The following is a 23,891-nucleotide window of genomic DNA, read 5'->3' on the forward strand; positions in this document are numbered from 1 at the left end:
CCGCAAGCTCGCCATCAACATCCTGCAGGCTACCCCAGGACCTGCTCGCATCAGCCACAAAATGCTCCAGGCCAGATGGAACAACGACTTCCTTCTCTGCGCCCTCGCCCATATGCGATAGCCCTAGCTGCGACGGGGTCTTATGGCCCTTGCCGGTGACCTGCCAGCGTTTTGGAACGATGCACTGCTTCCATCGAGGCGCGCAAGCGGATTGTGCGCGCCGTGCTGACGGAGATCATGGTTACAGGGTAGATCCGCGGCGTAGACTCTACCTTCAGTTCACGACGCTGCCAACCCCAACCAGCAGTGGGAATTTGGGGAGAACCCAAGTCTGATCTACAGCTTAGTCGATCGCAACCTGTGCATCGATAACTATAATAGCAGACAGCAAGAAGGCAACCCAATTTGGCTCTATCCGGAGAACGGCACTGTCGGTCAGAAGTGGCAGCATGTACCACTAGCGGGCCCGCGCGCTCCGGATCTCGAGGTTGAGCGGTGTAACCGCAAATCCTCTGCGCACGATGAGGCTTCATCTACGTGTGCTCACAGGGCGGGGTCGGGCCAGATCGTTCGCCCCCCTTCCAAAGCCCTTACGTGCGTATGCACTATCCGTCGACCGGAAGTGTGGCACGCCTGGGACCGCCGGCACGCTCGTCTGCGAAGAACTGTTCTGCATCCGGATCGTATAAAACTCTGCTGTTTCGATTTGCCGTCAATCGTTCGTGGTCCGCACATAGGAAGAACGGCGCGCACGAAGTCGAACTTCCTCGCTCATATCTCTGCCACCCCGGCGCCGACACCTGGCAAATCAAATGCCGCGCGGGCGGAAGCCGCCGCGCTGATCGCGCAAGTCATCTCATCGCGCGCTGCATCGAGGCTCGCGGCTGTGCATTCACGCGGATGGCTGCCCGGATAGGGGAAGGCAGGGGGGAGCGGATTAGTAGGTGGGCGGGCAGGTCGGTGGAAAAATATAGTGGCTGAGAGCGAGATCTAGCCACGGATTTTTGCGCAATGGGTGGAGCGATTCTTGCCGTAATTGGTCGGCCGACCCGTTGAAGCACTTTGGAGGGCTTAGTCGTCGGCTTGCGGGCGTAAAGCGCTCGAATCCTGTGCTCTATCTCCAAGCGGATCAATGAACGTCATCGGTTTGCTGGAGTCTTCTCTGAGCGAGCGAAACTGCTGCGGCGCGTTCGAGTTGGCCTTAAGGTCAGGTTGAAACGGAACAAGGCGGCGGATCGAATCTCTCAAGCAGCTAGCTTGTCAGGGTGCATTCGGACAAAGAACGGGTGGCGGAATTGGCCCTTAGCTGTGAATTGCATGCAGCTCACTTGGATCACCTGGCCGATCAATCTTCCAGCCTTGGCTTCAGCCCATAGAATTTTTCGCTCAATATCTGTGAAGCCGGCTCCGACGGCATCCCTGATCGTTGTGACGAAACCTAGCGGGCCACGGTGTTTGCCGTTGCCCTCGGCATATCCGGTGATCATGATGTCGTGCGTTTCTTCCGGTTTGACCTTGAGCCAGTGACCGCCCTGACGAACGACCAGCCTTCGTACATTCGCAGGTGAGTTCAGTGCCACGCTGACCTGGTTCACCTAGATTCCACCCACTATCGAGATCGACGCTAGCCTCATCAACACTTAGAGCAAACGGCCTGGCTAGAGGTGTGAAATCATTGCCAGGCCACTTGCCGCGATCACCGATTGTCAAATCGGGATATCGTTGCCAAACCTCTCGCGCAACCGTTCCTCACGGCCAACTACCGCCTCGGACTGCACACGCGGAACTGCTCACCCCGTCTAAGAAGAACCTGCTGCGCTTCATGAACAGCCCATTTGCGATCAGTGCCTGCATGCGGTTCCTCGGATCGCCTCACGACCAGAACTGCACAGCCCGCGCAGCCCAATTCGCTTCCGCTTTTGGGGATCGAAATGTTCCTGGAATAATCTCGCTCTCATCGGATCGACTCTTCCGACAGAGCACGAGATTCTTCCTTCCCGTGCCAACGCGTGGTGCTCGAAAGAGCGCATTTGATTGGTACAAACAGCGCGTTGCTCTAAGCAATAAGCTATCGATTTTGTTGGATTTATCAGGTGGTGGCGCCAGCCCGTCCCTCGAAGTGGCCAGGCCCGAGCTCCTGTTTGAATTCGTGGTAGTCGCGCTCAATGCGCCAGCGCAGCTTGGTGATATCGACCAACTGACGAAACCCAATGTTGGCCGGAAGCGTAGAAAACCGATATTTCGTCGGTGCTGCCTCGCCCTCAGGTCATTCGATCAGCAGCCATTCCTCCGGTCGGCTTTCGGCGAGCCGGCAATCTCGATGTGCGGGACGGACGCGCCCACGAGCAAAGCGCGAAGTCAAGCGTTTGCCGTACCCTCACGCCGCGTGATCTTGTACCAAGCATGCGCTGGCAGAGCGATCGCAAGCTTCTTGACCGAAATCGGTCGGTGTTTGCTATCACGCCGTAGCAGTTTTGGAGGTCGTCCGTTCCCCGACCACTTCTTTGCCGGCCGCGGTCCGATTCGGGCGCCCATACCGAGGTTTGTGGCAAGATGCCGGCCTCATAGCTCAGGCCCAGTTCGGTAATACTCCCAAGCAGAGCGGTGTCGGTGCCATAGCCGGCGTCCATTCGGACCACGCCGCGCGGCAAGCCCACCGCACAGCCCAGCGCAAATGATCAAGTGCAATTGCCGGCTTGGTCTTGAAGGTGATTTCCTTGGGGACACCGGCTTTGCGCCGACGTGCACGTCCGTCACCCACTCCTTGGTAGATAGAGCCGATGGGCCGCCGGCAAGCGCGCATGATGGTCGCGAGCGAACGCGTCACGGCAACCTGACAATTGTCTTGCTTGCCCAACTGACCGCAATTGCCGTGCAACCGCAACCGAATGCCACCCCTTCTTAGGAAAGCCCGAATCATCGATGATCCAAGCTTCGATCTCTCCGTGGCGTTCGATGCCCGGCAGCACTAACTCACGGACCTTGGCCAGCTGCGAGGGCGAAGATGGGCTTTCACGTCGAACATCGCCAGCACAAAGCTCTTAACAATCGGGCCGAGAATTCTCGTCAGCCGACGCGGCGACGCGAGCGGATCATGAAGCGTTTCAAATCGTCCCGTCAGGCTCAACGGCTTCTGTCAGTTCACGATCAGGTCGCGAGCCTTTTCCATATCCCCTATCCCAAAGCCGTCACTGCCGACTTCCGTCGTGCTTCGCGCGAGCGAGCCTTTGCGACTTGGCGCGAGATCTCCACGACAAGCGCTATCACCGAATCTCTTCGGCTCAGCGGTTGATTAAGTTCACGATGCCCTTCGTAGTTATCCATCACGCTCTGCTCCTTTCAGGGTTCGCCGGCCGCCGGCGCGACGTCGCGGGCCGCAGCGGCGGGCGAGCATCGATTCGAGCTTCTCTTTCAGTCGACCGAACGCTCGCTGGCGGCGCCGTCGGCGATATCCGAGTGGACCTTTTCGTCGATGTCGCCATCGGCAAAGACATCGAGCAGGATGCAGACCTCGTTCTTGTCCCAGTTCGCGATCGGCTCCCTCGCGGACGCTCGGCTAGATTCGCAGTATTGCCGATTCATAGACGACAAGGAGCAAGCCGAAAGCGGGGTCTGGCAGAGAGCTTACATTGCAACAGCGCGAGGCTCAAAGGCGACGTGCCACGCGTGGTCCAAACGAACGAGACCGCTCATGGAGCGGCGTCCGATTAGCTGCGGCGCCTGTGAGCCGATGGAGGGGGCGGAACAAGGGCTGCTCAAAATAGTATGGTAAGGCCGAACGGCGCATGAACATCACGCCGCTCGTCGGATGCCGAAGCGATCTGAAGCCTTCGGGCAATTGGTGCATCCGAGGTGTAGATGCCGGTCAGGTTGATATTTTCCCAACTGAGCGGCGAGACCTGCTTGAGCAGCGTGTCGGGAATGTTTCTGCCCTCTCGCTTCAGATGAGTGACGGCGCGGTCGAGATAGAGTGTTCCGGTGCACGATGGCGCTGACGACGAGATTGAGACCGGAAGCGCGGAATGCTTGGCTCTCGAATGACCGGTCGCGCCACAGTCAAGTTAACGAATTGGAGCTGCCGAAGGGTAGACGACCGACCCGGAACCCTCTTCATCTCCACCATCCCGCTCGCGGTGACAAATGGGATCTGGACGAGGTCGTTATCTCGATCGCGGGCGAACAACATTGGCTCTGGCGCGCTGTCGACCAGAATGGCTTCGTTCTCCGCGTCTGATCCAGAGACTCGCGCGCTGCGCAGCGGCTCATGAAGAAGCTCTTAAAATCCGCCGGCACGCCGCTGCGCGTGATGATCACGGACAAGCTCCGTTCCTGCGGCGCTGCGAGGGGGAAGATGGGCTTTCACGTCGGCCGCCTCGGGCGGCTTTTCTCTGGTAGATCGATTATCCGACCACCTGTTCCGGCGTGATCGTCAGATACCTGCCGCTCTCGTACTTCCAGTGCCTGCCTTGGCGATCCTTTCCGAGGGTTACGCTGCCGTTCTTTTTTCCTTACCGGGTCACGCACATGTTCAGGAGGTCGTCGGCGAGCGACCCCGATGGTCACGGCGCAGCGCCACGTTTGAAGAACTGTTCGGATTCTTAAAAGATCCAAAGGCACCGCTTAAGCGGACCATCGGTCCTGCTCTTCTCGATGTGCCTGCTCGTTGACTCGCTCGGCGACCTTTTCTGATTCAGCTATAGCGATATCGCGCCCCTTGTGCGTTCTGAGCTTCTCGTCCTCAGTATCCAAGGGAAAGTCATCAGGTTTGAGAGGTTGATCCTTGTTCATGACACTGCCTTCATCGCAAGCATCGCCACGCATACCAAAAGCCAAACAGGATGCACGGAATACCGCTAACCTCCCTGCTCCGTCCGGTTGGCTCATCTTGGACAGTGAAACTCGAGCAAGCACGAAAGCGTTCCTTGGTAGTTGCGGAAGGAAGTAAAGCTCGTCTGGTTGTCCAGGCAGCTTGGTCGTGCCGTCGTGTTCGTTGATCCCCGACGATCTACGGATCGGGCAATGGAACCATAGATTGCCGAACGCGTGAGAGGCCGCCACCCTGTTTAGCGCTTTTGGGGCATCGATCGGCCACATCGGTGCATTCCCAGAGGACGCCTTGGAACGAAACGTAGGCCGTTGCGTGCGGGCGGGGGGAGTTGCAGCCGCTCCGGCAGCCCGGCGCTAGTAAGGCTGAGTTGACAAGAGCGGCAATCGCCTCATCCGTGTGGCGGAGCGCGCAAATTAACAGGCTGCGAAGCTCGCTCTCCGCTTTTGACTTGATCTCGAGGACCAGGTTTCCATCCATGTAGGAGTTCAGCACCTCGGGATGGATGTAGCACTTCCGACAAATCGTCGGTGTGTGTTGCCGAGCCGCGCGGAGACTTTTTCGATCGCGCTGCGAAGATTGCGCTTGGCCTGAGCAGCGCTGTCGAAGCTCTCAACTTCGCTCAGGGCCATGGCCGCCAGCACGGTCCCCGCCCAGGTTCGGAAGTCCTTGGCAGTGATATCCTTCCCGGTAATTTCCTTGAGGTACTCATTAACGTCGGTCGATGTGACGTCCTGGCAGTTGCCTTGTTCGCCAACGTACTGAACGAGCTCCTGCCCGGGAAGGTCCTGACAGGCCCTGATGATCTTGGCGACGCGCCGATCTCGTACGCGCAGCGACCATTGCTTGCCGCTCTTGCTCGTGAAGCGGAACCGGACCTCGTTGCATTCGACCGCGACATGCCGGTTCTTCAACGTGGTCAGGCCGTAGCTGTTGTTTTGCCTGGCGTAATCGTCGTTCCCCACGCGGATCAGCGTTCTGTCCAGGAGATGCACGACGATTGCGAGAATTTTTGCCCGCGACAGGCCGCGTAAGGCCATGTGCTCGCGTACTGTCTCCCGAATGGAAGGCAGTGCCTCGGCAAATGCGACCACGTGCTCGTATTTCGTGCTTTCCCGCACCTCGCGGAAGCGCGCATGATAGCGATATTGCTTGCGTCCTTTCGCGTCACGACCGGTTGCCTGGATATGGCCATCCGGAACCGCGCAGATCCACACGTCGGTCCAGGCGGGCGGGATGGCGAGAGCCTTGATCCGCTTCAGTGTGTCCGGTTCTGTCAGCCTCGAACCGTCGGGCCGCGTGTAGCTGAATCCTGTCCCCGCCTTCTTGCGCCGAATACCAGCCCGTTCGTTGGATACATATCTGAGGCCCGCAGATTCGGCGGCATCCCGGGGTCGACGATCGCCTGCGCGCTTTTCGGTGACTCGACTAAGCAACAGGTCGCTCCTGTCCTGCCCTGCATGAACCTTTCTGATCAATGAGGGTTCCATGTGAAAAGAGGCGATAGAGCGAGGAAGCTGTCGGCCTGACCCGAACTGGATAAAGCAGCCGTTTAGGGGTGAGGGAGAGCACCGCTGCGGGTATGGCCAGCATGGTCAACTGGTTCTGCGGTGGCGCGCGCCGTGTTTTCCCGTGGCCGCTTTCGCTGCGCCGCGCCGGGGCGCAGGCTGCGTCGGACCCTCGGGGGCGAGGCTCCGCCGCAGCGCGTCCATGAGATTGACGACATTCTCCGCGTGACGGCATGACCGGGGAGCCTGCGCGGGGCGTTTGGCTTCTTCCGGCGCAGAATGCGCATAAGCGCGCTGCAATAGTGATCCTCGAGCATAGCGGGATCAAAATCGGCCGATTTCGTCCGGATGATGTGCTCTTCGAGCTTTATCATCTCAGGCGAGAGCTCCATCTCCGGGATCTCGCTGAAATATTCCGACACATTTCGGATCTTGTGGGCGAAGCGCAGTGTTACGCCGCGCTGGCCGGGCCCGCCGGTTCGATCAAAAGGGCCGCGCGCATGAAGACAGCATCACGCGCGCAGGACCAACAACAGCCTCGCGGCGCATCGCATGTCGGATCACTGCAAACGATTCCTGGCTGATCTCCTCACGTGGCACGATATAGTACGGCTTCTCGAAATATCGCGCGTCGATCTGCCTGGCGGGAAGGAAGCACTCGATTTTGGATGGTGCGCGTGTTCTGCGGCCGCGACGCCTTCCTGCTGCTCCTCCTCATCGTCATTATACTCGGCAGTGCCTTCGTCGCCGGCGCCGTCATGAGGGCTGGCGGGATCGGTTTGCGGGGCTTTCACGCCGAAGCGCGACGGCAAGCTCCGCCTCGCCGGGCGCTCGCCTCGCGCCCGCTCAAGGTCCCGGTCCTCGACCAGCAGAAACTCGTTCTCGCCGACCTCATAGCCACGCGACTTGTCGACTGGCTCTACAGCTTGGCCGGTAACCGAATCGACAAGCTTGTGTTTGAGGCGATGGCCCGCTCGCCGGTTGACCTGCCGGAAGGATATCCGCTCCGCTGCCGAAATTGCGGGATACAGCGCAATGGGGCATGAGACGAACGACAGCTTCAGATAGCCTTTCCAATAGGGACGGGACGCCGGCACCGAGAAACTCCAACGCAACTGGGTTAGTAGAGCCAAGCCGGGAGCCAAGGCCGCCGACTCAACGGACGGAAGCGGGGGAAGTTTCAGGCTGCCCGTGCTCCACATTTCACCCAGGAATGTTCCGAATGCCGCTGCGGCTTGAGCCCTCGGCTCCTACTGACCGGCGATCGCTCAATATGCGAGCCCTCTTCGGTGAGACTTCAACGATCATCGAAGGGCCGAAGCTCAGCTGCTGAAGCGAGTGCTTTCGCGCGCTAGAGGCTGGTGCCCCGAAGTCTGACGATGCAGAAAAAAATGGGGTTTCAAGCGGCAAATTTTGGCTGGCGCGAGCCCGTCAGAGCGGATGCCGTCGCTCTGAAAGGATCGGGAAAGATTTTGATCGTGCGAGAGTCCCTCACGCTGGAGAGTCCTCAAGAGTGTCAGTGCAGCAGTGGTTTGCGACCGATTCAACGTGATCGAAGCAAGATGTGGCAAGAACCAACAAGGTCGCCTCAGGCACACAGAACCCAAAATCAAATGGCTTCGCTTAACTGCGAGACCGTACCTTATATTGTGACCTAGGCCCGGGTGCATGTTTTGCATCCGGCACTTTTGCAACACTAAGGCAGAGCCATGAAGATCAGCGAGGTAAGACGACTGTATGCCCGGCAGATTCTGGCGATGGTCGGAGCCGACAGCGACAAGATGTTAGAGAAGGCATTTGCGACCGTTTCGCGAGAACACTTTCTTGGAGACCGTCCGTGGCACGCAGTGACTCCCTGGGCGCCTCATTTGCGTTTGCCTAACAAGGACCCCAGCCTCATCTACCAAGATGTTGTCATTTCCCTTGATCCAAAGCGTGGCGTCAACAATGGCAGTCCGTCACTTCACGCGTGGCTGATGCACAGAGTCGGACCGCTAAGGGGAGCACCAGTTGTCCACGTAGGTGCGGGAACGGGCTATTTCAGTGCCATTCTAGCCGAACTTGTCGGCAAAGACGGGCGAGTGTTGGCTATCGAATATGACAGGTCATTGGCAAAACTCGCAGAGAAGAACCTGAGACTTTGGAGGAACGTCGAAGTCTTGAATGCCGATGGCAAGGACTGCGCCAATTCCATTGGCTGATCTCATTTACGTCAATTTTGCCGTAAGCCGACCAGCCGTCACCTGGGTCGAAAATTTAAAGGAGGGCGGAGGGCGGACATCTACTATTTCCTCTTGGCGTTCCCGAACGGGAAGCGCGGTTTGCAGGTGCGATGCATGCTGTTGCGATGCTAGTCACGCGTCGGAGAAAAGAGTTTATGGCCGAGGCATTACGCGAAGTCTCATTTGCTTTCGCGGAGGGGAGGTGATGCTGTGGTCGAAACGTCCGAGGAGAGACGGTTGAGGAAGGCACTTGCCTCCGAGGGATGGCGAAACGTTTCGACTCTCTATTGGAAGCGTCGGGCAAAGGGACCATGTTGGTATGTTGCCAAGGATTGGGCACTAGGCGTCAAGAGCTGAAATCCGCGGCAAGATCCGAACCTCCGTAAGCTCCTGCGGCTTGTCCCCGATTTTGATGCCGATGCGCGCGCGTTTAGTGAGAAGGCCGAGCCACGGGCGGATCGCCGCCAGTTCGCGCAGTCTCTTACGTCGACCGCATCGTCAGCTCGCGGGCTGGGATAGCGCACTGATATGCGGTTTACCCCCAGGACTTGCTCGCCCGCGTTCGCTCACCTGCTCGTCGGTGAACTGGCTTCACTTCGTGGGGCCACACCTTCCCAGCTGATGGACTCTACCCATTCTTGCAGGTTCCTGCGGGAGGCAGACCATCTACATTTCATGTTGGCCGAGATGGCCAAAACGAAACCGCAGGAAAGATAGGAGCTAGCAAATGGGCTCATCAGTACCAAACCTGATCCTTAAAACCGACTACGCCACGCCAGTAGAAGAAACGGTCTTGGAATTCCACATGGAGATTCCACTTACTTCTGAGGAGATTGGCAGAATACGGCACTTTCTTGCAGAGAATAATTGGAGGACCTTGAAGGACTACGTCGGAAATTCAAGGCCCCAACTTCGTCATCTCGTGTCGGAATGGATCGACAGGACAGAGGATCGCAAGCTGGGCAAGGTCATTTCGCTGAAGGCCAACGCGTCCTAAGCATCCATTTGCCATCGCTTCCAGCTACCGCCAAAATTGCGCGGTAGCAGTCTCTCAAGGAGGAGTTACTCGATACTCCGGCTTTCTGAATGCGATTTGACAATAGAACGTCGAGCTGAAATTCGAGCGTCATTCCAAGCATGCGGTTTCGCCAAGATAACGGATTTTCTACTGCCTGATGCAGCCTCGGCCGTATCGGAAGCTCTCCAATCCTTCGATGCATGGTCGGTTGTATCTATCGAACCGGACGGAAAGCCAGTCTGTCTCGACTCGAAGGATTGGGAGCGCTCTCGTCCCAGCCGGCGCCAGCAGCACCGTTCCAATGCATCATTCCAGTATTTGTTCAAGAGTTATCCGCTGGTGGATCGACTGCGTGCTGGTCGCGGGACGGGTGTTCTTCGCACCCGAATACCTAACTAGCGCGACGTTCCGACACGCTGTTGCAGATGTGACCGGGCATCGCGAGTTTATCCATATCGACGGATTTCCTTCGCGATTCGAAGCCGGACACTTTCTAACGACTCATACCGATAATCAGCCACATCGAACACCCGGAGTTCGCAAGGTTGCCTACTCTCTCAATCTCACACAGGGATGGGATAATGACTGGGGTGGACAGACCTGCTTCTGGAGCGATCATGATCTGCCCATATGCGTTCCACCCACTTACAATACCTCTTGTTGTTCGCGGTGCCGCGACCACATTCCGTCTTGTACCGTACCCCCCCTTTGCGCGAGGCGCTCGACTCGCCGTTACCGGATGGCTGCATGAATGAGGCAGTATTCATTCGACGCTGACGGGCTTGCATCCGGTCCTCGCGATAAGGCGATGAAACGTCTCGGGGCGAAGCTGAATGGGCATTCTCAACGCGCGACGGCCGTGGTGATGCGGACCATCAGCAATACTCTGAGGAATGAAGCTTATGTCGGTGATCTCGTTCACATGCCGCGCGATAATCAGGATGACAGCATCTATTGTCGCATCCAGCGATGCTGGCGAGCCTCGGTTGCCTCATCTATTTTGCTCCCTAGCTAGGGCGCGAAGCGTAAAGGGAAGGTGCTTTCGTTTCGGTGAGCGCCTCTGAAGCGAGCATCGCCTCACTCTGCGAGCCATGTGGCGCATGAGGCACCTTTCTCTGGGATCTCTTTGGGACGAATCATCACTCATTGACTCTGAATGACTCTTGAGGAGAATGGAGCTCGCTGGGCCACAGCGAGAGTGTTCCCCGACGGGTCATATCGACAAGACGCATCTTGAAGTGAGCGGGCGCAGCGCTCGCGACAAATCCCGATCAGGGGAAACCTACGTATACTGCGCTCGCATCCATCTATACCAATGTGTAATCGAGCTAGCCACAGGGATGATTGGCACGACGGGCGGGCGCAATCACTATGGCCCTATACTGTCCAGATAATTCGAGCGGACTATGCACACTAAAGTTTACTCCCTGTTCGGGGAGCCGCAGGAGCGCACAGCTGAAGGTGGTGCACCTATCCTACGTTCCAGTTTGATCGATGACCTGAGTCAGTTGAATTTTGCAGACGCGGATGACCGTCGAGCATTCCCTCCGACCCTACACAGCATATTGGCAAGGCATGGACTATTCGGGCTCACTACACCTTTAGAGCACGGCGGTTTAGCTCTTCCCCTACAAGAGGCTATCGACTTCATCTCTGCCACTGCATCCTTCGATGTCTCGGCTGCCTCTACGCTCGTCATCCATAACTTCCTGGCCTTGCCCTGTATCGAAGCGGCACCGCACATCCCTGAACAAAGGAATGTCATGCGGGGTGCAACACGCGGGGACCTTTGCGCTTTCGCTTTGACCGAGCCTGGAGCTGGCTCTGCGCCGCGGCATATACAAGCGTCGGCTTTCATGCACGAAGATAGAGTTCGCATCTCTGGCCGCAAAATTTGGATCGGCCTCGCTGACTGGGCTCGCTGGATCGTTTGCTTTGCGCGAGCCTCTGGTCCCGATGCGAAAGGTCGGCTGGTTGGTGTGCTAGTTGATAGGCAGGCTCCGGGCCTAAAGGTCACGCACGAGCATCGCACACTGGGTCTACGTGGCATTATTCAAAATACTCTGGAGTTCCAGGATGTCGAGGTGCCGAGTGCTTACGTTCTCTCTCGCGATCAAGACGGCTGGGGAGCAGCAGCATCTAGTATGAACCGCGGGCGTATCGGTGTGGCTGCTATGGGTCTTGGAGCCCTTGAGCGCGCTATCCAGGTCGCAGCCTCATATGCAAGCCATCGTCGACTAGGTAAGCTGCGCTTGATTGAGAACAGCTATGTCGAGCAGTTGTTTGAGCAGATGGTACTCCGGCGGGAAGTAGTGAAGGCAATGCTGGCTGCATCCTGCCGACTTGTCTCAGCGCAGGGCGCGCCCAACGTCCACCTTGCGTCGGCAACGAAGGTTTTGTCGTCGGAGTGGTGCGGCCTCGTCGCTGATCAATGCGCCCAACTGTTAGGTGGCCGTGGTTACGATGAGGGAACGCCTGTAGCCAAAATCTATCGAGACGCTCGCATTCTCCGCATCTTCGAAGGTCCGACTGAGACGCTCCTATCGCATCTCGGCCGCTGCCTTCTCTCCAGAGCCACACGTGACGAAATAGCCGATCTTTTTCGCTCTTTGGGTGCGGCGCCAATCCATGCTGCAGCAGTTGAGGAACTCTCTGGGCTCAATGGCACAGACGGCGCCGTGCTAATCTATGCGGGTTGGCTTACCACACTAGGATTGGCACAAGCTGTCATGTCTGCTGGTTACTTCTCCGCCTCAGGTGGGGGCGCAGCCGCAGCTGAACTAGTCAGTTCCGAATTAGCAACTCTCCGTACTCGCGCGCCGGCACGGCTATCTTTGGAAGGCCGTATTCGCGCTACTCGGACTCTGAATAGCTTTCTTGAGGACGCAGCATCTTCCATCCGGTCACCCATCCTCACAGACGATTACCTCAAATTGGTACAGTATGTCTGACACCCTACTGACCTGCCACTGCGTATTTCCTCCAGAAGGAGTTAGAGTCCGGCCCGAACAAGGACGGACGGATGAAGCGAGCAAGGTTCACGGACGAACAGATTATCGCGATATTGAAGGAGCATGAGGCTGGGGCGAAGACGGCTGACCTGGCTCGCAAACATGGGAACTCCGAAGCGACGATCTACAACTGGAAGGCCAAATTCGGCGGCATGGAGGTTTCCGAGGCGAAGCGGTTGAGGGCCTTGGAAGAGGAGAACGCGAAGCTGAAGAAGCTTCTGGCGGAGCAGATGCTCGATGCGGCAGCGCTTCGCGAGCTGCTTTCAAAAAAATGGTAGGGCCCGCCGCCAAGCGCGCTGCGGTCGCGCATCTGCAGGCCGTCATGAGCCTGTCGGAGCGGCGGGCCTGCTCGATCGTGGGTGCGGACCGGAAGATGATCCGCTATCGCTCCAGCCGCCCGCCGGACGCAGTTCTGCGTGGCTGATTGCGCGATCTCGCCAATGAGCGGCGCCATTTCGGCTACCGCCGCCTGTTCGTCCTGCTGCGGCGGGAGGGCGAGCCATCGGGGATCAACCGGATCTACCGGCTTTATCGCGAGGAAGGGCCACCGTCCGCAAGCGGCGCGCCCGCCGCAAGGCCGTGGGAACCCGGGCTCCGATCCTGGTCGAGGCAAGGCCCAACGCGCACTGGTCGCTGGACTTCGTCCATGACCAGTTCGCCAATGGCCGGCGCTTCCGCATCCTCAACATCGTCGACGACGTCACCAAGGAATGCCTGGGCGCCATTCCGGATACGTCGATCTCAGCACGGCGCGTCGCCCGCGAACTCACGGCGATCGTCGAGCGACGCCGCAGGCCAGGAATGATCGTGTCCGACCACGGCACCGAGTTCACCTGCAACGCCATGCTCGCCTGGAGCAAGGACACCGTCATCGACTGGTACTTTATCGCGCCGGGAAAGCCGATGCAGCACGGCTTCATCGAGAGTTTCAACGGCCGGATGCGCGATGAGCTGCTCAACGAGACCCTGTTCTTCGCTCTCGACGACGCCGCGCCAAGATCGCCAACTGGGTCGCCGACAACAATATTCGGCGGCCTCACTCATCGCTGAAATACCTGATCCCCGCGGCCTATGCCGCCCACCTCACCGCAACGGACGATCGGCTGCGCAACCCCGACCAGCTCCGCCGATCGTCCGTTGCTCCACCCGCGCCACTTGGCGTACAAAAACCCGAGACTCTAACCGCGGCTGGATGAAAATTCAGGGACAGGTCACTACCTCGTAGGGGGAGCGAGGACGCCGTCTTAGAAGTCCGGGCATTGCGAGCGCGCCCGATCACCGCTCTAGCTTAGATCACCGATCCTCCGTCGATCCGCAGAGGGACCGTGCCGTCTGGTGATCGCGGCTGCCTGGTGCAAGTGGTTCTTCCGCTAAGAGCGAATCGCTCGCTTGCCCGGCGGACACATCACCCAGATGAGACTCTCGATGAAGTACCGTCAGGCCGGTTGTCCGCTAGAGGCCCGGGCCAAGTCAACGGTCAGTGTGTCGACCGCTTACCGGATCGAGAAGGATCGCTGTTGCGTTTGGCATAGCTCCGCCGATTATGCGGGGCCCGCCTTGGTGCTTGGCCGACCAGGTCTGCGCCTGTACGGCTGCCCTGAGCCGCTTCTTGCACTAATCGAGCGCCACATCCCGGTCGGCGAGCGGCTATATGGCGAACACCAATGTGCCGATTCTCCAGGGGGCCAGAAGATCAAGGGCCATCTGTCCGCGACGACGAGCTATTTGGCGGCCGTGCGCCGCCGGCCGCACTCTACTACGCCTCGCGCGGCCGCCGACACGAGCATCCCGCCCTGCATCTTGGCAGCTTCACCGCTATCCAGCACACCGACGCCGATAGTCACAACGACAAGCTGTACGACGCCTCGCGCGTGCAGGTGGCCGACCATTCCAGCCCTGTGCTGGGCGCATGCCCGAAGGCAGTTCTTCGAGATGGCGGATATCGCGGCCAATGCGAGGGGCCGGCAAGAACGCCGCGGCGATATCAGCGATCGCGCTGGACGCGATCAAGCGGTCGGTCGGCTATTTGACTCGAGCGCGCCATCAATGGACAAAGCGCGGCTCCAGCGCGGCGCCGATCGCACCACGATCATGGCGACGCTGATCATGACGGCAAGACTCAACGAGCTCGATCCGCAAGCCTGGCCCGCGGACGTGTTCGCTCGCATCGCCCCACCGCATAAAACCGCCTCCACGCGCTGCTGGTATGGAAGTGGAAGACGGCGCTGCCCCGTCCGCCTCCCGACCCGGCGAAAGCGATCACTCGGCGGCCCTGTCCGAAACGTTACGAGGAAGCCGCTATCGCTCGTTCCACCTCCTTAGCCAATGTTCGGTGGTAATCAGCAAGCTTGGCAAACAATGCTTTCTTAGTTGCGTTGGTCGCGAGCTTGCTGATCAATTCGCACTCTTCAGCTTCATTCCGAAGCCTCTCCAACTGCGCTTGCATGTCTTTCATTTCGGCGGGCCCAAACTTAGAGCTTCGATCAACTCAACAGCCTGTTCGGCTTGCCGCGCTTGCTGGAGGAGCTTCTCCCGCTGAGCGCCCGGAGACAGACTTCTGGCGCGAGCGCGAGCTTGCTGGGCTGCGCTGGTCAGCCGCTCGAGAAGTGAGGCGATCGGTTTGGAGCGATTGCGCTTTCGTTTGAGTCCCATCACTGAAGTTTAGTGCGGCAGGATGTCGACGTCATTGACGTGGATCAAAGGGCTCGACCTCTCCGCCGTCAGGGCATGAAGCGGCCTCGCGAGAGCTTCGTTCAGTTAAGCAGGAGCTAGAGCTATCGCGCCTGGAGGAAGCGCGCCGCATCATCGAGGAGTACGCGGACGATCTGCGTGAGGTCGTCAGAAAACTTGACCGTCCCCTTAGTTGAGGCTGTTGCGGGATCGAAGCTGCCGGAGTTGGTTGCTCAGCATTTTCAGCCGGATTAGCTCGGACAGAGCAGGGGCTTCGTAAGCGTCAGGGTGTTGGTTCAATTCCATCGCCGGCTCCAATTCTTCAGTTCTGAAGTAGCCGGAAAAACTCCGGCCGGTCTGCGCGTCGGCTTGCAATGGCTCTTGGTGCGCTTTGCAGATCCCGCTAGGATCGGCTTTCACAAAGACGTCCTGCCTTCCCGCTAGCCCGAAGGCGAGCGGGTTCATAGTAACGCCCAAGGATGTCGACTGACGCAAATCATTCAAGTGGAGAAGGCAACGTGTGAGATGAGTAGGGGTGCCTGTGAAGCGGTGAAGGAAGAGGTGCGCGCAAGCGATGCGGAGCGGCGTCGCGCACGCGGCGTGAGATTGAAGCGAGGGCGGCCAAGCCGCCCGGAATTAGTCCTAGTGAAGATGCTCAAGGACGATTTAACCTTTAATCGCTTGGACCATTTGATCCTCGAAATAGTTTCCCGCGTGCAATCGATCACCCGGAAAGATGATGGCAATAATGGCGGACGTGATTAACGAGTATGGCAGCCCCGGACTCGCTGCTGAGGCGCTGCTGTGTGGTCGCGCGACAATGAGAACGGCGGGCTACTGCAATGACATAGACTCTGAATTCCGCGCTCGTTTTGTCGAGGCGGCGGGCAGCCGTGAAGCCGCACCGAGGTCTGGCCCGTACTCTGCGACTTGAAGGCCTCGATCTCGGACTGCCAGTGCTTGCGCTAACGGCTGATGCTTACTGTTCTTCAGGATGGACATTGGATTGCGTGTTGGTCGTTGGAAGCGTGATGCTGATGCGGATGATGTTTAAGGCGTCGCACGGGCCCTTGGGCAGCGCACTTCGAGCCTCGTATCAATGCAATTCACTGCGGCTCGTTGCGGACGGCGCAGTCACTCAACAACATGCGGTGTTCGATTTGCTTTGTCGAGAAATGCGTTGTCCGCTTCGAGGCGGGCGAGAGGCCGACCATAAATGGCTTCGCTGGTTCCGAGCGGCTTAAGATCAAGCCTACCAAGTTATCCATTCTGTAGATGGATCTAATCAAGAAAATGCATTTTACCATTTGTGGGGTCGTCATATAAGGCTGTTGAGGACGGCGGGGGCCGATCTAAGGAGGCGACTCTCAAATGAAGAAATTGCTGTTTGTAACTGCGAGCGCCGTCGCGCTTGCAGCGGCGGTGCCGACTTTGGTCGCTGAAGGTGCCGCGCAACCGGTCGACACCAAGATGCAGGTAGCCGACACGTCATATCCTGAATGCGAGGAGGACCCGTTGAATGGTATCTGCGATCTCTTTCTTTGCTTAACCGACCCGGCATGCCAACTGAAAACAAACTAAGCAGAAAATGAGGATACAGGCCTAGTACACCGGCCGCTTGCGGGGACAGCGGCCCCGTCCTCTTCGCGTGCGGATACACTGCCAGATGATGCACGGCGCGCCATGGTTCAGTGTTCTCCCGGACGGCAATTCCGCCACCAACGTTGGGGGTGAGGGTACTGCGCAAGCACCGCTTGCGGATACTGCCCTCACCCTCAACTGGCGAATATCGATCACGGGGGGTGATCGGCAAGCTCATGGGAGAGACGGCGACGCGCCTGCGCTTGCTGTTTGATGCGATCGCCGTACAGCGCGGGGTCTACTTCGATGAGTTCGACGCGATCGGTTCGCAACGTTCGCAGCCGAACGATGTCGGTGAGATCAGACGTGTGCTCAACTCGTTTCTTCAATTCCTTGAGAAATGACGGTGGGCCGAGTTTGATGATTGCGGTAACGAACCATCCCGAACTTGGACAAGGCGGTTTATCGCCGTTTCGAAGACATGTTCACGTATGGAGTGCCGAATCCGGAAATGGGCGCCGGCGATCTGCCTGCTCGACAGCGGTGTCACCTGGGCTCACCCGTTGATTGAGCCTGGCCTGGATGCCGCGCATCAGCATGCCTATGACAATTGGGGGTGTTGGCGATAGCGCATTTTGGAACGGCCATGGCACGGCAATGTCGCTGTCGCACTGTATGGCGATCTCGAAGCGGCACTGAGCCACGCTGATCCGGTCGATCTGCGCCACCGGTTGGAGACAGTGAGGAATCTGCCCTCGAATGGTCAAAACGATCCAGAACTCTATGGCGCGGCTTCCGCCTTGCCAATGCTCTCCTCTACGTGTTGAGGCGAGCCTTGCCTCGCGAGACAGTCTACAACGCGACTATGCGACTCGGTTCGTATGCCGAGAGAAAAGGTCTTGTTTGACTCGTGGGTTCACTCTGCCACGACGTCGCTGATCAGCGCGCCACTATCAGCTGTGGGTGCCCGAAGTCTCGTAACGATTGATCGCCATCCATCGCCCGGACCTGAACGATCAGTTCTTCATTCAATTCATCTTCAAGGGCCGCCGGGAAAAGCAGCCCCGCCGTACTCCTGGAACTTTCATTGGTCCAGCCTTTAAACGGCTTCGGGGTCGCATTGTCGCCGAATCCGTACGAGGTGATCCATGACGCCGATTCTCTGGCTCGCGAACAATTTCCGGCCATCAAAAAGTGCTTTGACGTCAGAGCGCTCTCGCTGCAACGACCATTTGGAATGGTGATGAATCAATGAGCTCTCTTGCGGCGGGGTTGCTGATGATCGGCTAAGGCGAACTCATAAGGCGCGGTTGGCCCTAACTCCTACCGTACTGGTCTTGATCGTAGGCCTGCAGGATGCGGACGAAATCGGCCATGCTTGATCGATCTCCGGCTTTGGCCATAGCTGCAACCTGAGTATTGGAGGGAGCTATGGCTGATTTTGGGTGACGCGGCCTGATCAGGCGGCGTGGCTTTCAGTGTTCGGAATGACTTCGATTCCGTCGATGAACTTTACACCGGCGATGACTTTCGGCAACTGGTTCGTGCTCTTCAATCGCCGCCAGGTCTTCGATGCGGCGTCGATGAGCTTGAACACCATCAGCTTCGCGGTTTGTTGCGACAGCGATCCCTTGGTCCGCACCGTTCGGTGGCGCACCGTGGCGAAGACGCTCTCGATCGGGTTCGAGCTGCGTAGGTGGATCCAGTGCTCAGCAGGGAAGTCGAAGAAGGCGAGCAGCGCATGGCGATCCTTGATCAGGCACTCCACCGCACGTCCGTATTTGACGTGGTACTTCTCGGCGAAGACGTCGATCGCGGTTTCAGCTTCGGCCCGGTGTGGGGCCAGGTAGATGTTCCGCACGTCGTTCTTCATGGGGCCCTGCACGGATTTGGCGACCTTGTCGAGTACGTTGCTCACTTTATGGCACCAGCATCGTTGGTGCCGCGTGCCGGGAAAGGCCTCGTCCAGTGCCTTCCAGAAGCCGAGGGCGCCGTCGCCGATGGCGAGTTGCGGGGCAATCCGTCACCCGCGTTGCCGCAGGTCGATCAGGAGTTCGCGCCAGCTCTGCGCGCTCTCGCGCACGCCGACCTGGAAGCCGATCAGCTCCTTCTTGCCTTCCGGCGTGGTGCCAATCAGCACCAGCATGCATTCGCTGTGATCTTCCATGCGGGCCTGCAGGTACACGCCATCGGCCCAGATGTAGACATAGCGACGCGCCGACAGATCGCGTCTCTGCCAGCGTTCGTACTCGACCTGCCAATCGGCCTTCAGGCCGGCGATCACCGAAGGCGACAGGTTCGGCGCATCCTTGCCGAGCAGCGCCGAGAGCGCCTCCTGGAAGTCGCCGGTCGAGATGCCGCGCAAATAGAGGACCGGGATCAAGGCATCCAGGCTCTTCGTCCGCCGCGCCCATAGCGGCAGGATTGCCGAACTGAAGCGGAGGCGGTCGCCTGGCCCGCTCGCTCCGCGGTCGCGGACCTTGGGACGAGCGACCTCCACCGGACCGATGCCGGTCGCAATCTCGCGCACCGGACCGTGCCCATGTCGGACCAGGCGCGCTCGACCGTCGGGCAGCGTCAGATTGGCCGTGCTGGCCAGAAACGCGTCAACCTCGATCTCGATCGCCCTGGCAAGCAGGTCCCGCGCGCCGCGCTCGAACGATATCGGTCAATGGATCATCAACCGCGGACGGCTGACGGAAAGCAAGAACATTGGTAGTCTCGGTCATGGCGTATCGCTCTCCTCGAGAGGTTCTGGCAGGCTCGTCACCCGCCTCGATACGCCGCCTTCCTCACACCGTCATCACCCAGATTCCGCCATAGCTCCAACGCGGGTCGGATAGCGTTTTATGGTTTGAATCTGCGGCTTGATCTGATTCACTGGGGTCATGATATCGAAGCCGGAAGATCTTCCATCGGACCTTGCGAGTGCCCTGGCGGCGCTGCAGGCCGAGCGTGAGGCGCGGCTACACGCTGAAGCGGTGGCTGCCAGTGTGCGGGCGGAGCTGTCGGACAACGAGGCGCTGATTGCGCATCTTGAGCTGCGGATCGAGAAGCTCAAACGCGAACTGTACGGGCCGCGCTCCGAGCGCACGGCACGGCTGCTCGAGCAGTTGGAGCTGGAGCTCGAGGAACTCGTTACCACGGCGAGCGAGGATGAGCTTGCGGCGCAGGCCGCAGCGGCGAAGACGCAGAACGTCCGTTCCTTCACGCGCAAGCGGCCGGCCGCAAGCCATGGCCGGATGACATCGAACGCGAGCGCGTCGTCATGGAGGCTCCACCGAGCTGCGCCTGCTGCGGTGGATCGCGGCTGGCGAAGATCGGCGAGGATGTGACCAAGACGCTGGAGGAGATCCCACGCCGCTTCAAGTTGATCGAGACGGTACGGGAGAAGTTCACCTGCCGCGATTGCGAGAAGATCAGCCAGCCGCCCGCGCCGTTCCATGCCACGCCGCGCGGCTTCATTGGCCCACAATTGCTGGCGACGATCCTGTTCGACAAGTTCGGCATGCATATCCCGCTCAACCGCCAGAGTGCGCGCTTCGAGGCCGAGGGGATCGACCTGTCGTTGTCGACCCTGGCGGACCAGGTCGGCCACGGCACCTTCGCCGTCATGCCGCTCTTTCATTTGATCGAACGCCATGTGCTCGCGGCCGAGCGCCTTCATGGCGATGAAACCACCATCCGTATCCTGGCGAAGGGCAAGTGTACCACCGGACGGATCTGGACTTATGTGCGGGATGACCGGCCCTTCGCCGGGCCCGCGCCGCCGGCGGCGGTCTATTACGCCTCGAGCGACCGACGAGGCGAGCATCCCCAGAAGCATCTGGCCGCCTTCGCCGGCATTCTGCAGGCGGATAGCGGCTTCGAGCCGTTGTTCGACCCGCAAAAGAAAGCGATGCCGATCACGCCGGCATTTTGCCTGGCCCATGCGCGGCGGGGCTTCTTCGAGCTGGCCGACATCGAGAAAAATGCTCGGGAAGGTAAGAAGGGCAAACCGGTCTCTCCGATCGCGCTGGAGGCGGTCAGACGCCTGGATGCATTGTTCGAGATCGAGCGCGCCATCAACGGCCGCGGCGCCGAGGAGCGGCGTGCCGTGCGCCAGAACAGAGCAAGCCGCTTCTCGAGGCATGCACGCCTGGTTGCTGCGTGAGCGCGAAACCCTCTCGCGCTCCGAGGTCCTAAAGCCTATGATTACATGCTCAGGCGCTGGGACGACTTCGCCCGCTTCCTCGACGATGGCAGGATCTGCTTGACCAACGATTGTGCCGAGCGCGCATTGAGAGGCATCGCCTTGGGACGGCGCAACTGGACCTTCGCCGGCAGCCAGCGTGGCGCCGACCGTGCCGCCATCATGCTGACGATGATCACGACCTGTCGCCTCAACGAGGTCGATCCCAAGGCCTGGCTCGCCGACGTCCTCGCCCGTATCGCCGATCTTCCCACATCGCGTCTGCATGAACTGCTGCCCTGGGAATGGAAGCTCCTGGGCCAAGCCGGCAAGCCCGCCGGTCAGCAGGCCGCCTGACCTTCACGCAACGCCATCATAGAGCTCGCCGTGCCCGCGCGCATGCGTCAATCGGGCGGTCTTCATCGTATGCGTACGGTCCATCTGGTGCGCAAGGCGCTTCTTTCCGTGCGCATCCTCAGCACTATTGCACGAGGGTTCGCCCAGTACGCGAAATCGAAGACCCGATATTTGTCAGGCGCTGTTCCGTGAGGCGATATTCATTCTATTCCCATCAAGCAGGTTGTTTTAAGCTTCCTTTTCGTAGAGCGGCTTTCGAAAAGGGGCAGGAATGCCGCCGGCGTCCAATTTCGCAAGCCGTGTCCGGTTCCGGACGTGCATGTCCGAAACGGAGCACTGAGGCGCAAGTGTTCCGCCCCGGCGCGGAGCGAGGGCACCGTTTGTCCTTCTTTGAGGGCCTGCACCACGTCTTTTGTGGCACGACGATTGCTGAGACAGTTCAAGGTTGAATTGTTAAGTTCCTTCACGTGCGTGCAACACCGCTTTTCGTAGTGTTTCACTTTGTGAGAATCGACGGGAGACAAAAATGGGAAGACCCTACCTGATCGAGTACAAGATAAATGCGGACTTCGTGCTCGGCGTCGAGAACCAAGAGGAAAGCTCCAAGCTTGTACTCTGCAAAAGAAGCACGCCTTTTCGTCGCATTCTCTGGAATATGGACACTGGCTCCGGCGCCATTACTTTGAACTCGAGCAGTGGCGATCTCGCAATCGCGCCAGAAGGCCATCAACTCCGTCCGGCAGTTCAGCTTTTGCTCTGGACATATAACTTTACCAACGCTCGCCAACATTGGGAATTCGATGAGAACCCAGGTCCTATCGTTAGCGTAGTCGATGCGCGGCTGTGCATCACAACCAGGGGCGGTGCAGTGGGTGACGGCACCCCAATCTGGCTAAATCTGACCGACTACACAGCCGCTCAGCAGTGGCATTTTGTGCCCCTGGCGCACCTCGGCGCTGCCTAATTGTTCGCCAGCAAGTTCGTCTCGGAACTACTGCAAGGTGATGGGAGCGAATCCGAATTGAGTACGGTTGAGACGAGAGGCCCCGCCGGTGCAGGGGCGGATCAAGCCGATCGCGGTCGCTGTGACGTCACAACGTTGGTCGTCCGTTTTTTAATCGCGGGCACGGTGTCAACCCGATAGACAAAAGTGAAACACCTTCGTCCCGGCAGGGACGCTCGCGCCGAAGGCGGATCTGGGTTGGTTAAGACCGCGTCATGGCGCGCATCTCTGTCTGGCACTCCGTGCCATCGGTCCAGATGGCATGGAGGATGACAGCCGTTTTGCGCGCGACGGCAACCTTCGCCTTTTTGGCGCTGATGCGTTTGGCCAGCTTGCTGCCCAAGCGCTTGAGCGCAGAAACTCGTTTGACAACGGTCAGCAGGACGTTCGCGGCCTCGAACAGATAAGTCCGAACCTGGTGGTTGCCGCGCTTGGAGATGCGGCCGGTGCGATCGATCTCACCGGATTGATAACGTCTCGGCCTCAGGGCGAGATAGGCGTAAGCGCTCAGCCAATACCCTGGCTTCGGGGTTGGATTAGATGTACGAAGAAGCCTCCGGCTTGTCGGAGGTTTGGAATGGGATTGGACGACAAAAAGGACGTCCATTTAGACGGCTCGTCGGTTGGGTCGGTCAGCCGGCTGGAAGGGCTTGAGGCGCCGTCCGGGCGTCGTGTGCGTTCGGAGGCCGAGCGGGCGCGGATCGTCGCGGAAAGTCTGTGGCCCGGCGCTCAGGTGGCGGAGCTTGCGCGCAAGCATGGGGCGACGCGCTGGCAGATCTACGATTGGGGGCGCCGCTTCCGACAGCGCGGCGAATTGCCATCATGCGAGGCATCGCAGCCGGCGCGCCGCCGGTTGTGGAGGGGCCGTTAGAGGAACGTCACGTTCCGGCGGCCAAGCTCGAGAGGCGATTGGCGACGTCGTGGTGCGGACGGACGCGGCGATAGATGGGGAGCAGCTGTCTCGGGTGAGCCGCGCGGTGCGGGCGTCACGATGATCGTCCCCGGCGCCGAGTTGAAGATTTACATCGCGGGCCTGTCGACTTCCGCTGTGGCCACGATGGGCTTACTGCGAAGGTGCAGGAGATGCGTTTGATGACGACCTATCACACGCGACGCTTGGGACCACAAGCGGCGGCGCGGGCCACGCCAAGTGCCGCCGCCCCGCGGCTAGCGTTACCATAGCGGCGCGTCTGAATTACGATCGTAAGCGTGGCGTTGAGGCCCTTGAGAATTCGCGTACGCAGTCGTGAGAGCACCGCTAGAAGAGTCATCTTCGGCAAGGGTGCTCACAATGGACGACCATTCGGACGACATAAGACGACCGTTTTCACCACGTATCGAGGTGTACGCAGGCGCAGGTCGAAAGCGCTGGCCGGACGATTTGAAGGCACAGATTGCTGCATATTTCACTGATGGTGAGCAGCGATTTCGCGCGATCGTGAGCGCCGAATTCAGACGATCGTGAGCAGCCCGCTCCGGCCGAGGCGGTGATAGAGTCAGCGTTCTGGCTGCTCGTCAAGGGTGA

General features: G+C 59.2%; 14 protein-coding genes and 10 pseudogenes. 14 read left to right on the forward strand and 10 right to left on the reverse strand.

Going from position 1 to position 23,891, the window contains the following annotated elements; all coding sequences use genetic code 11:
* Nucleotides 1-1,244: 1,244 nt before the first annotated feature.
* Together I6F35_RS37765 and I6F35_RS37770 are read right to left on the reverse strand one after the other, a co-directional pair.
* On the reverse strand, nucleotides 1,245-1,595 hold the full coding sequence (locus I6F35_RS37765; protein ID WP_225122700.1) for a hypothetical protein: 351 nt from the start codon (nucleotides 1,593-1,595) through the stop codon (nucleotides 1,245-1,247).
* Between the two features lie 504 nt (nucleotides 1,596-2,099).
* A pseudogene (locus tag I6F35_RS37770) lies at nucleotides 2,100-2,996 on the reverse strand (IS701 family transposase); the annotation flags it as partial.
* Between I6F35_RS37770 and I6F35_RS37775 the strand changes: the two are divergent.
* Nucleotides 2,990-3,292, forward strand: a pseudogene (locus I6F35_RS37775) (IS6 family transposase); the annotation flags it as partial. The pseudogenes I6F35_RS37770 and I6F35_RS37775 overlap by 7 nt on opposite strands.
* A 119-nt stretch (nucleotides 3,293-3,411) precedes the next feature.
* Here I6F35_RS37775 and I6F35_RS37780 read toward each other — a convergent pair.
* On the reverse strand, nucleotides 3,412-3,591 hold the full coding sequence (locus I6F35_RS37780; RefSeq protein WP_225122701.1) for a hypothetical protein: 180 nt from the start codon (nucleotides 3,589-3,591) through the stop codon (nucleotides 3,412-3,414).
* Nucleotides 3,592-3,805: 214 nt separating this feature from the next.
* Nucleotides 3,806-4,050 (reverse strand): annotated as a pseudogene (locus I6F35_RS37785) (Tn3 family transposase); the annotation flags it as partial.
* A 73-nt stretch (nucleotides 4,051-4,123) separates the two neighbouring features.
* Here I6F35_RS37785 and I6F35_RS37790 point away from each other — a divergent pair.
* Nucleotides 4,124-4,354 (forward strand): annotated as a pseudogene (locus tag I6F35_RS37790) (DDE-type integrase/transposase/recombinase); the annotation flags it as partial.
* Between the two features lie 266 nt (nucleotides 4,355-4,620).
* On the opposite strand, the gene I6F35_RS37795 reads toward I6F35_RS37790, so the two are convergent.
* Complete coding sequence (locus I6F35_RS37795; protein ID WP_225122713.1) at nucleotides 4,621-5,094, reverse strand: hypothetical protein; 474 nt, start codon at nucleotides 5,092-5,094, stop codon at nucleotides 4,621-4,623.
* Nucleotides 5,095-5,157: 63 nt separating this feature from the next.
* Nucleotides 5,158-6,261, reverse strand: a pseudogene (locus I6F35_RS37800) (DNA topoisomerase IB); the annotation flags it as partial.
* A 740-nt stretch (nucleotides 6,262-7,001) separates the two neighbouring features.
* On the opposite strand from I6F35_RS37800, the gene I6F35_RS40050 reads away from it, so the two are divergent.
* The 7 genes and pseudogenes from I6F35_RS40050 to I6F35_RS37845 all read left to right on the forward strand — a co-directional run bounded on the left by I6F35_RS40050 (nucleotide 7,002) and on the right by I6F35_RS37845 (nucleotide 14,906).
* Nucleotides 7,002-7,379 carry a hypothetical protein gene (locus I6F35_RS40050; protein ID WP_249792897.1) on the forward strand — a complete coding sequence of 126 codons (378 nt, stop codon included), beginning with the start codon at nucleotides 7,002-7,004 and terminating at the stop codon, nucleotides 7,377-7,379.
* 663 nt (nucleotides 7,380-8,042) lie between these two features.
* On the forward strand, nucleotides 8,043-8,534 hold the full coding sequence (locus tag I6F35_RS37815) for an rRNA adenine N-6-methyltransferase family protein (protein WP_225122702.1): 492 nt from the start codon (nucleotides 8,043-8,045) through the stop codon (nucleotides 8,532-8,534).
* A gap of 748 nt (nucleotides 8,535-9,282) precedes the next feature.
* On the forward strand, nucleotides 9,283-9,552 hold the full coding sequence (locus I6F35_RS37820; protein ID WP_225122703.1) for a hypothetical protein: 270 nt from the start codon (nucleotides 9,283-9,285) through the stop codon (nucleotides 9,550-9,552).
* Nucleotides 9,553-10,979: 1,427 nt separating this feature from the next.
* A complete protein-coding gene (locus tag I6F35_RS37830) occupies nucleotides 10,980-12,524 on the forward strand; it encodes an acyl-CoA dehydrogenase family protein (protein ID WP_225122705.1) in 1,545 nt (514 codons plus the stop codon).
* A gap of 71 nt (nucleotides 12,525-12,595) precedes the next feature.
* A pseudogene (locus I6F35_RS37835) lies at nucleotides 12,596-13,780 on the forward strand (IS3 family transposase).
* A gap of 156 nt (nucleotides 13,781-13,936) precedes the next feature.
* A pseudogene (locus tag I6F35_RS37840) lies at nucleotides 13,937-14,099 on the forward strand (IS21 family transposase); the annotation flags it as partial.
* 591 nt (nucleotides 14,100-14,690) lie between these two features.
* Nucleotides 14,691-14,906: a transposase domain-containing protein gene (locus I6F35_RS37845; protein WP_225122712.1), complete on the forward strand. Its 216-nt coding sequence runs from the start codon at nucleotides 14,691-14,693 to the stop codon at nucleotides 14,904-14,906.
* Nucleotides 14,907-15,443: 537 nt separating this feature from the next.
* On the opposite strand, the gene I6F35_RS37850 is transcribed toward I6F35_RS37845, so the two are convergent.
* Nucleotides 15,444-15,719: a hypothetical protein gene (locus I6F35_RS37850; RefSeq protein WP_225122706.1), complete on the reverse strand. Its 276-nt coding sequence runs from the start codon at nucleotides 15,717-15,719 to the stop codon at nucleotides 15,444-15,446.
* 906 nt (nucleotides 15,720-16,625) lie between these two features.
* Here I6F35_RS37850 and I6F35_RS37855 point away from each other — a divergent pair.
* Complete coding sequence (locus tag I6F35_RS37855; RefSeq protein ID WP_225122707.1) at nucleotides 16,626-16,835, forward strand: hypothetical protein; 210 nt, start codon at nucleotides 16,626-16,628, stop codon at nucleotides 16,833-16,835.
* A gap of 218 nt (nucleotides 16,836-17,053) precedes the next feature.
* Nucleotides 17,054-17,340 (forward strand): annotated as a pseudogene (locus I6F35_RS37860) (ATP-binding protein); the annotation flags it as partial.
* A 954-nt stretch (nucleotides 17,341-18,294) separates the two neighbouring features.
* On the opposite strand, the pseudogene I6F35_RS37865 reads toward I6F35_RS37860, so the two are convergent.
* Nucleotides 18,295-19,564, reverse strand: a pseudogene (locus tag I6F35_RS37865) (IS256 family transposase).
* A 159-nt stretch (nucleotides 19,565-19,723) separates the two neighbouring features.
* On the opposite strand from I6F35_RS37865, the pseudogene I6F35_RS37870 reads away from it, so the two are divergent.
* Both I6F35_RS37870 and I6F35_RS37875 read left to right on the forward strand, forming a co-directional pair.
* A pseudogene (locus I6F35_RS37870) lies at nucleotides 19,724-21,363 on the forward strand (IS66 family transposase).
* A gap of 526 nt (nucleotides 21,364-21,889) precedes the next feature.
* Nucleotides 21,890-22,327, forward strand: coding sequence for an RICIN domain-containing protein (locus tag I6F35_RS37875; RefSeq protein ID WP_225122708.1), 438 nt, complete (start codon nucleotides 21,890-21,892; stop codon nucleotides 22,325-22,327).
* A gap of 241 nt (nucleotides 22,328-22,568) precedes the next feature.
* Here I6F35_RS37875 and I6F35_RS37880 read toward each other — a convergent pair whose 3' ends face one another.
* Nucleotides 22,569-22,973, reverse strand: a complete 405-nt coding sequence (locus I6F35_RS37880; protein WP_346283241.1) for a transposase — start codon at nucleotides 22,971-22,973, stop codon at nucleotides 22,569-22,571.
* On the opposite strand from I6F35_RS37880, the gene I6F35_RS37885 reads away from it, so the two are divergent.
* Nucleotides 22,944-23,237: a transposase gene (locus tag I6F35_RS37885; RefSeq protein ID WP_225122709.1), complete on the forward strand. Its 294-nt coding sequence runs from the start codon at nucleotides 22,944-22,946 to the stop codon at nucleotides 23,235-23,237. The two genes, I6F35_RS37880 and I6F35_RS37885, sit on opposite strands and share 30 nt — an antisense overlap.
* 456 nt (nucleotides 23,238-23,693) lie before the next feature.
* Here the strand turns inward: I6F35_RS37885 and I6F35_RS37890 are convergent.
* Nucleotides 23,694-23,891: hypothetical protein (locus tag I6F35_RS37890; protein WP_225122710.1), on the reverse strand; the 198-nt coding region annotated here is incomplete at its 5' end.

The organism is Bradyrhizobium sp. BRP22, from assembly GCF_020194175.1.
Lineage (GTDB): Bacteria > Pseudomonadota > Alphaproteobacteria > Rhizobiales > Xanthobacteraceae > Bradyrhizobium.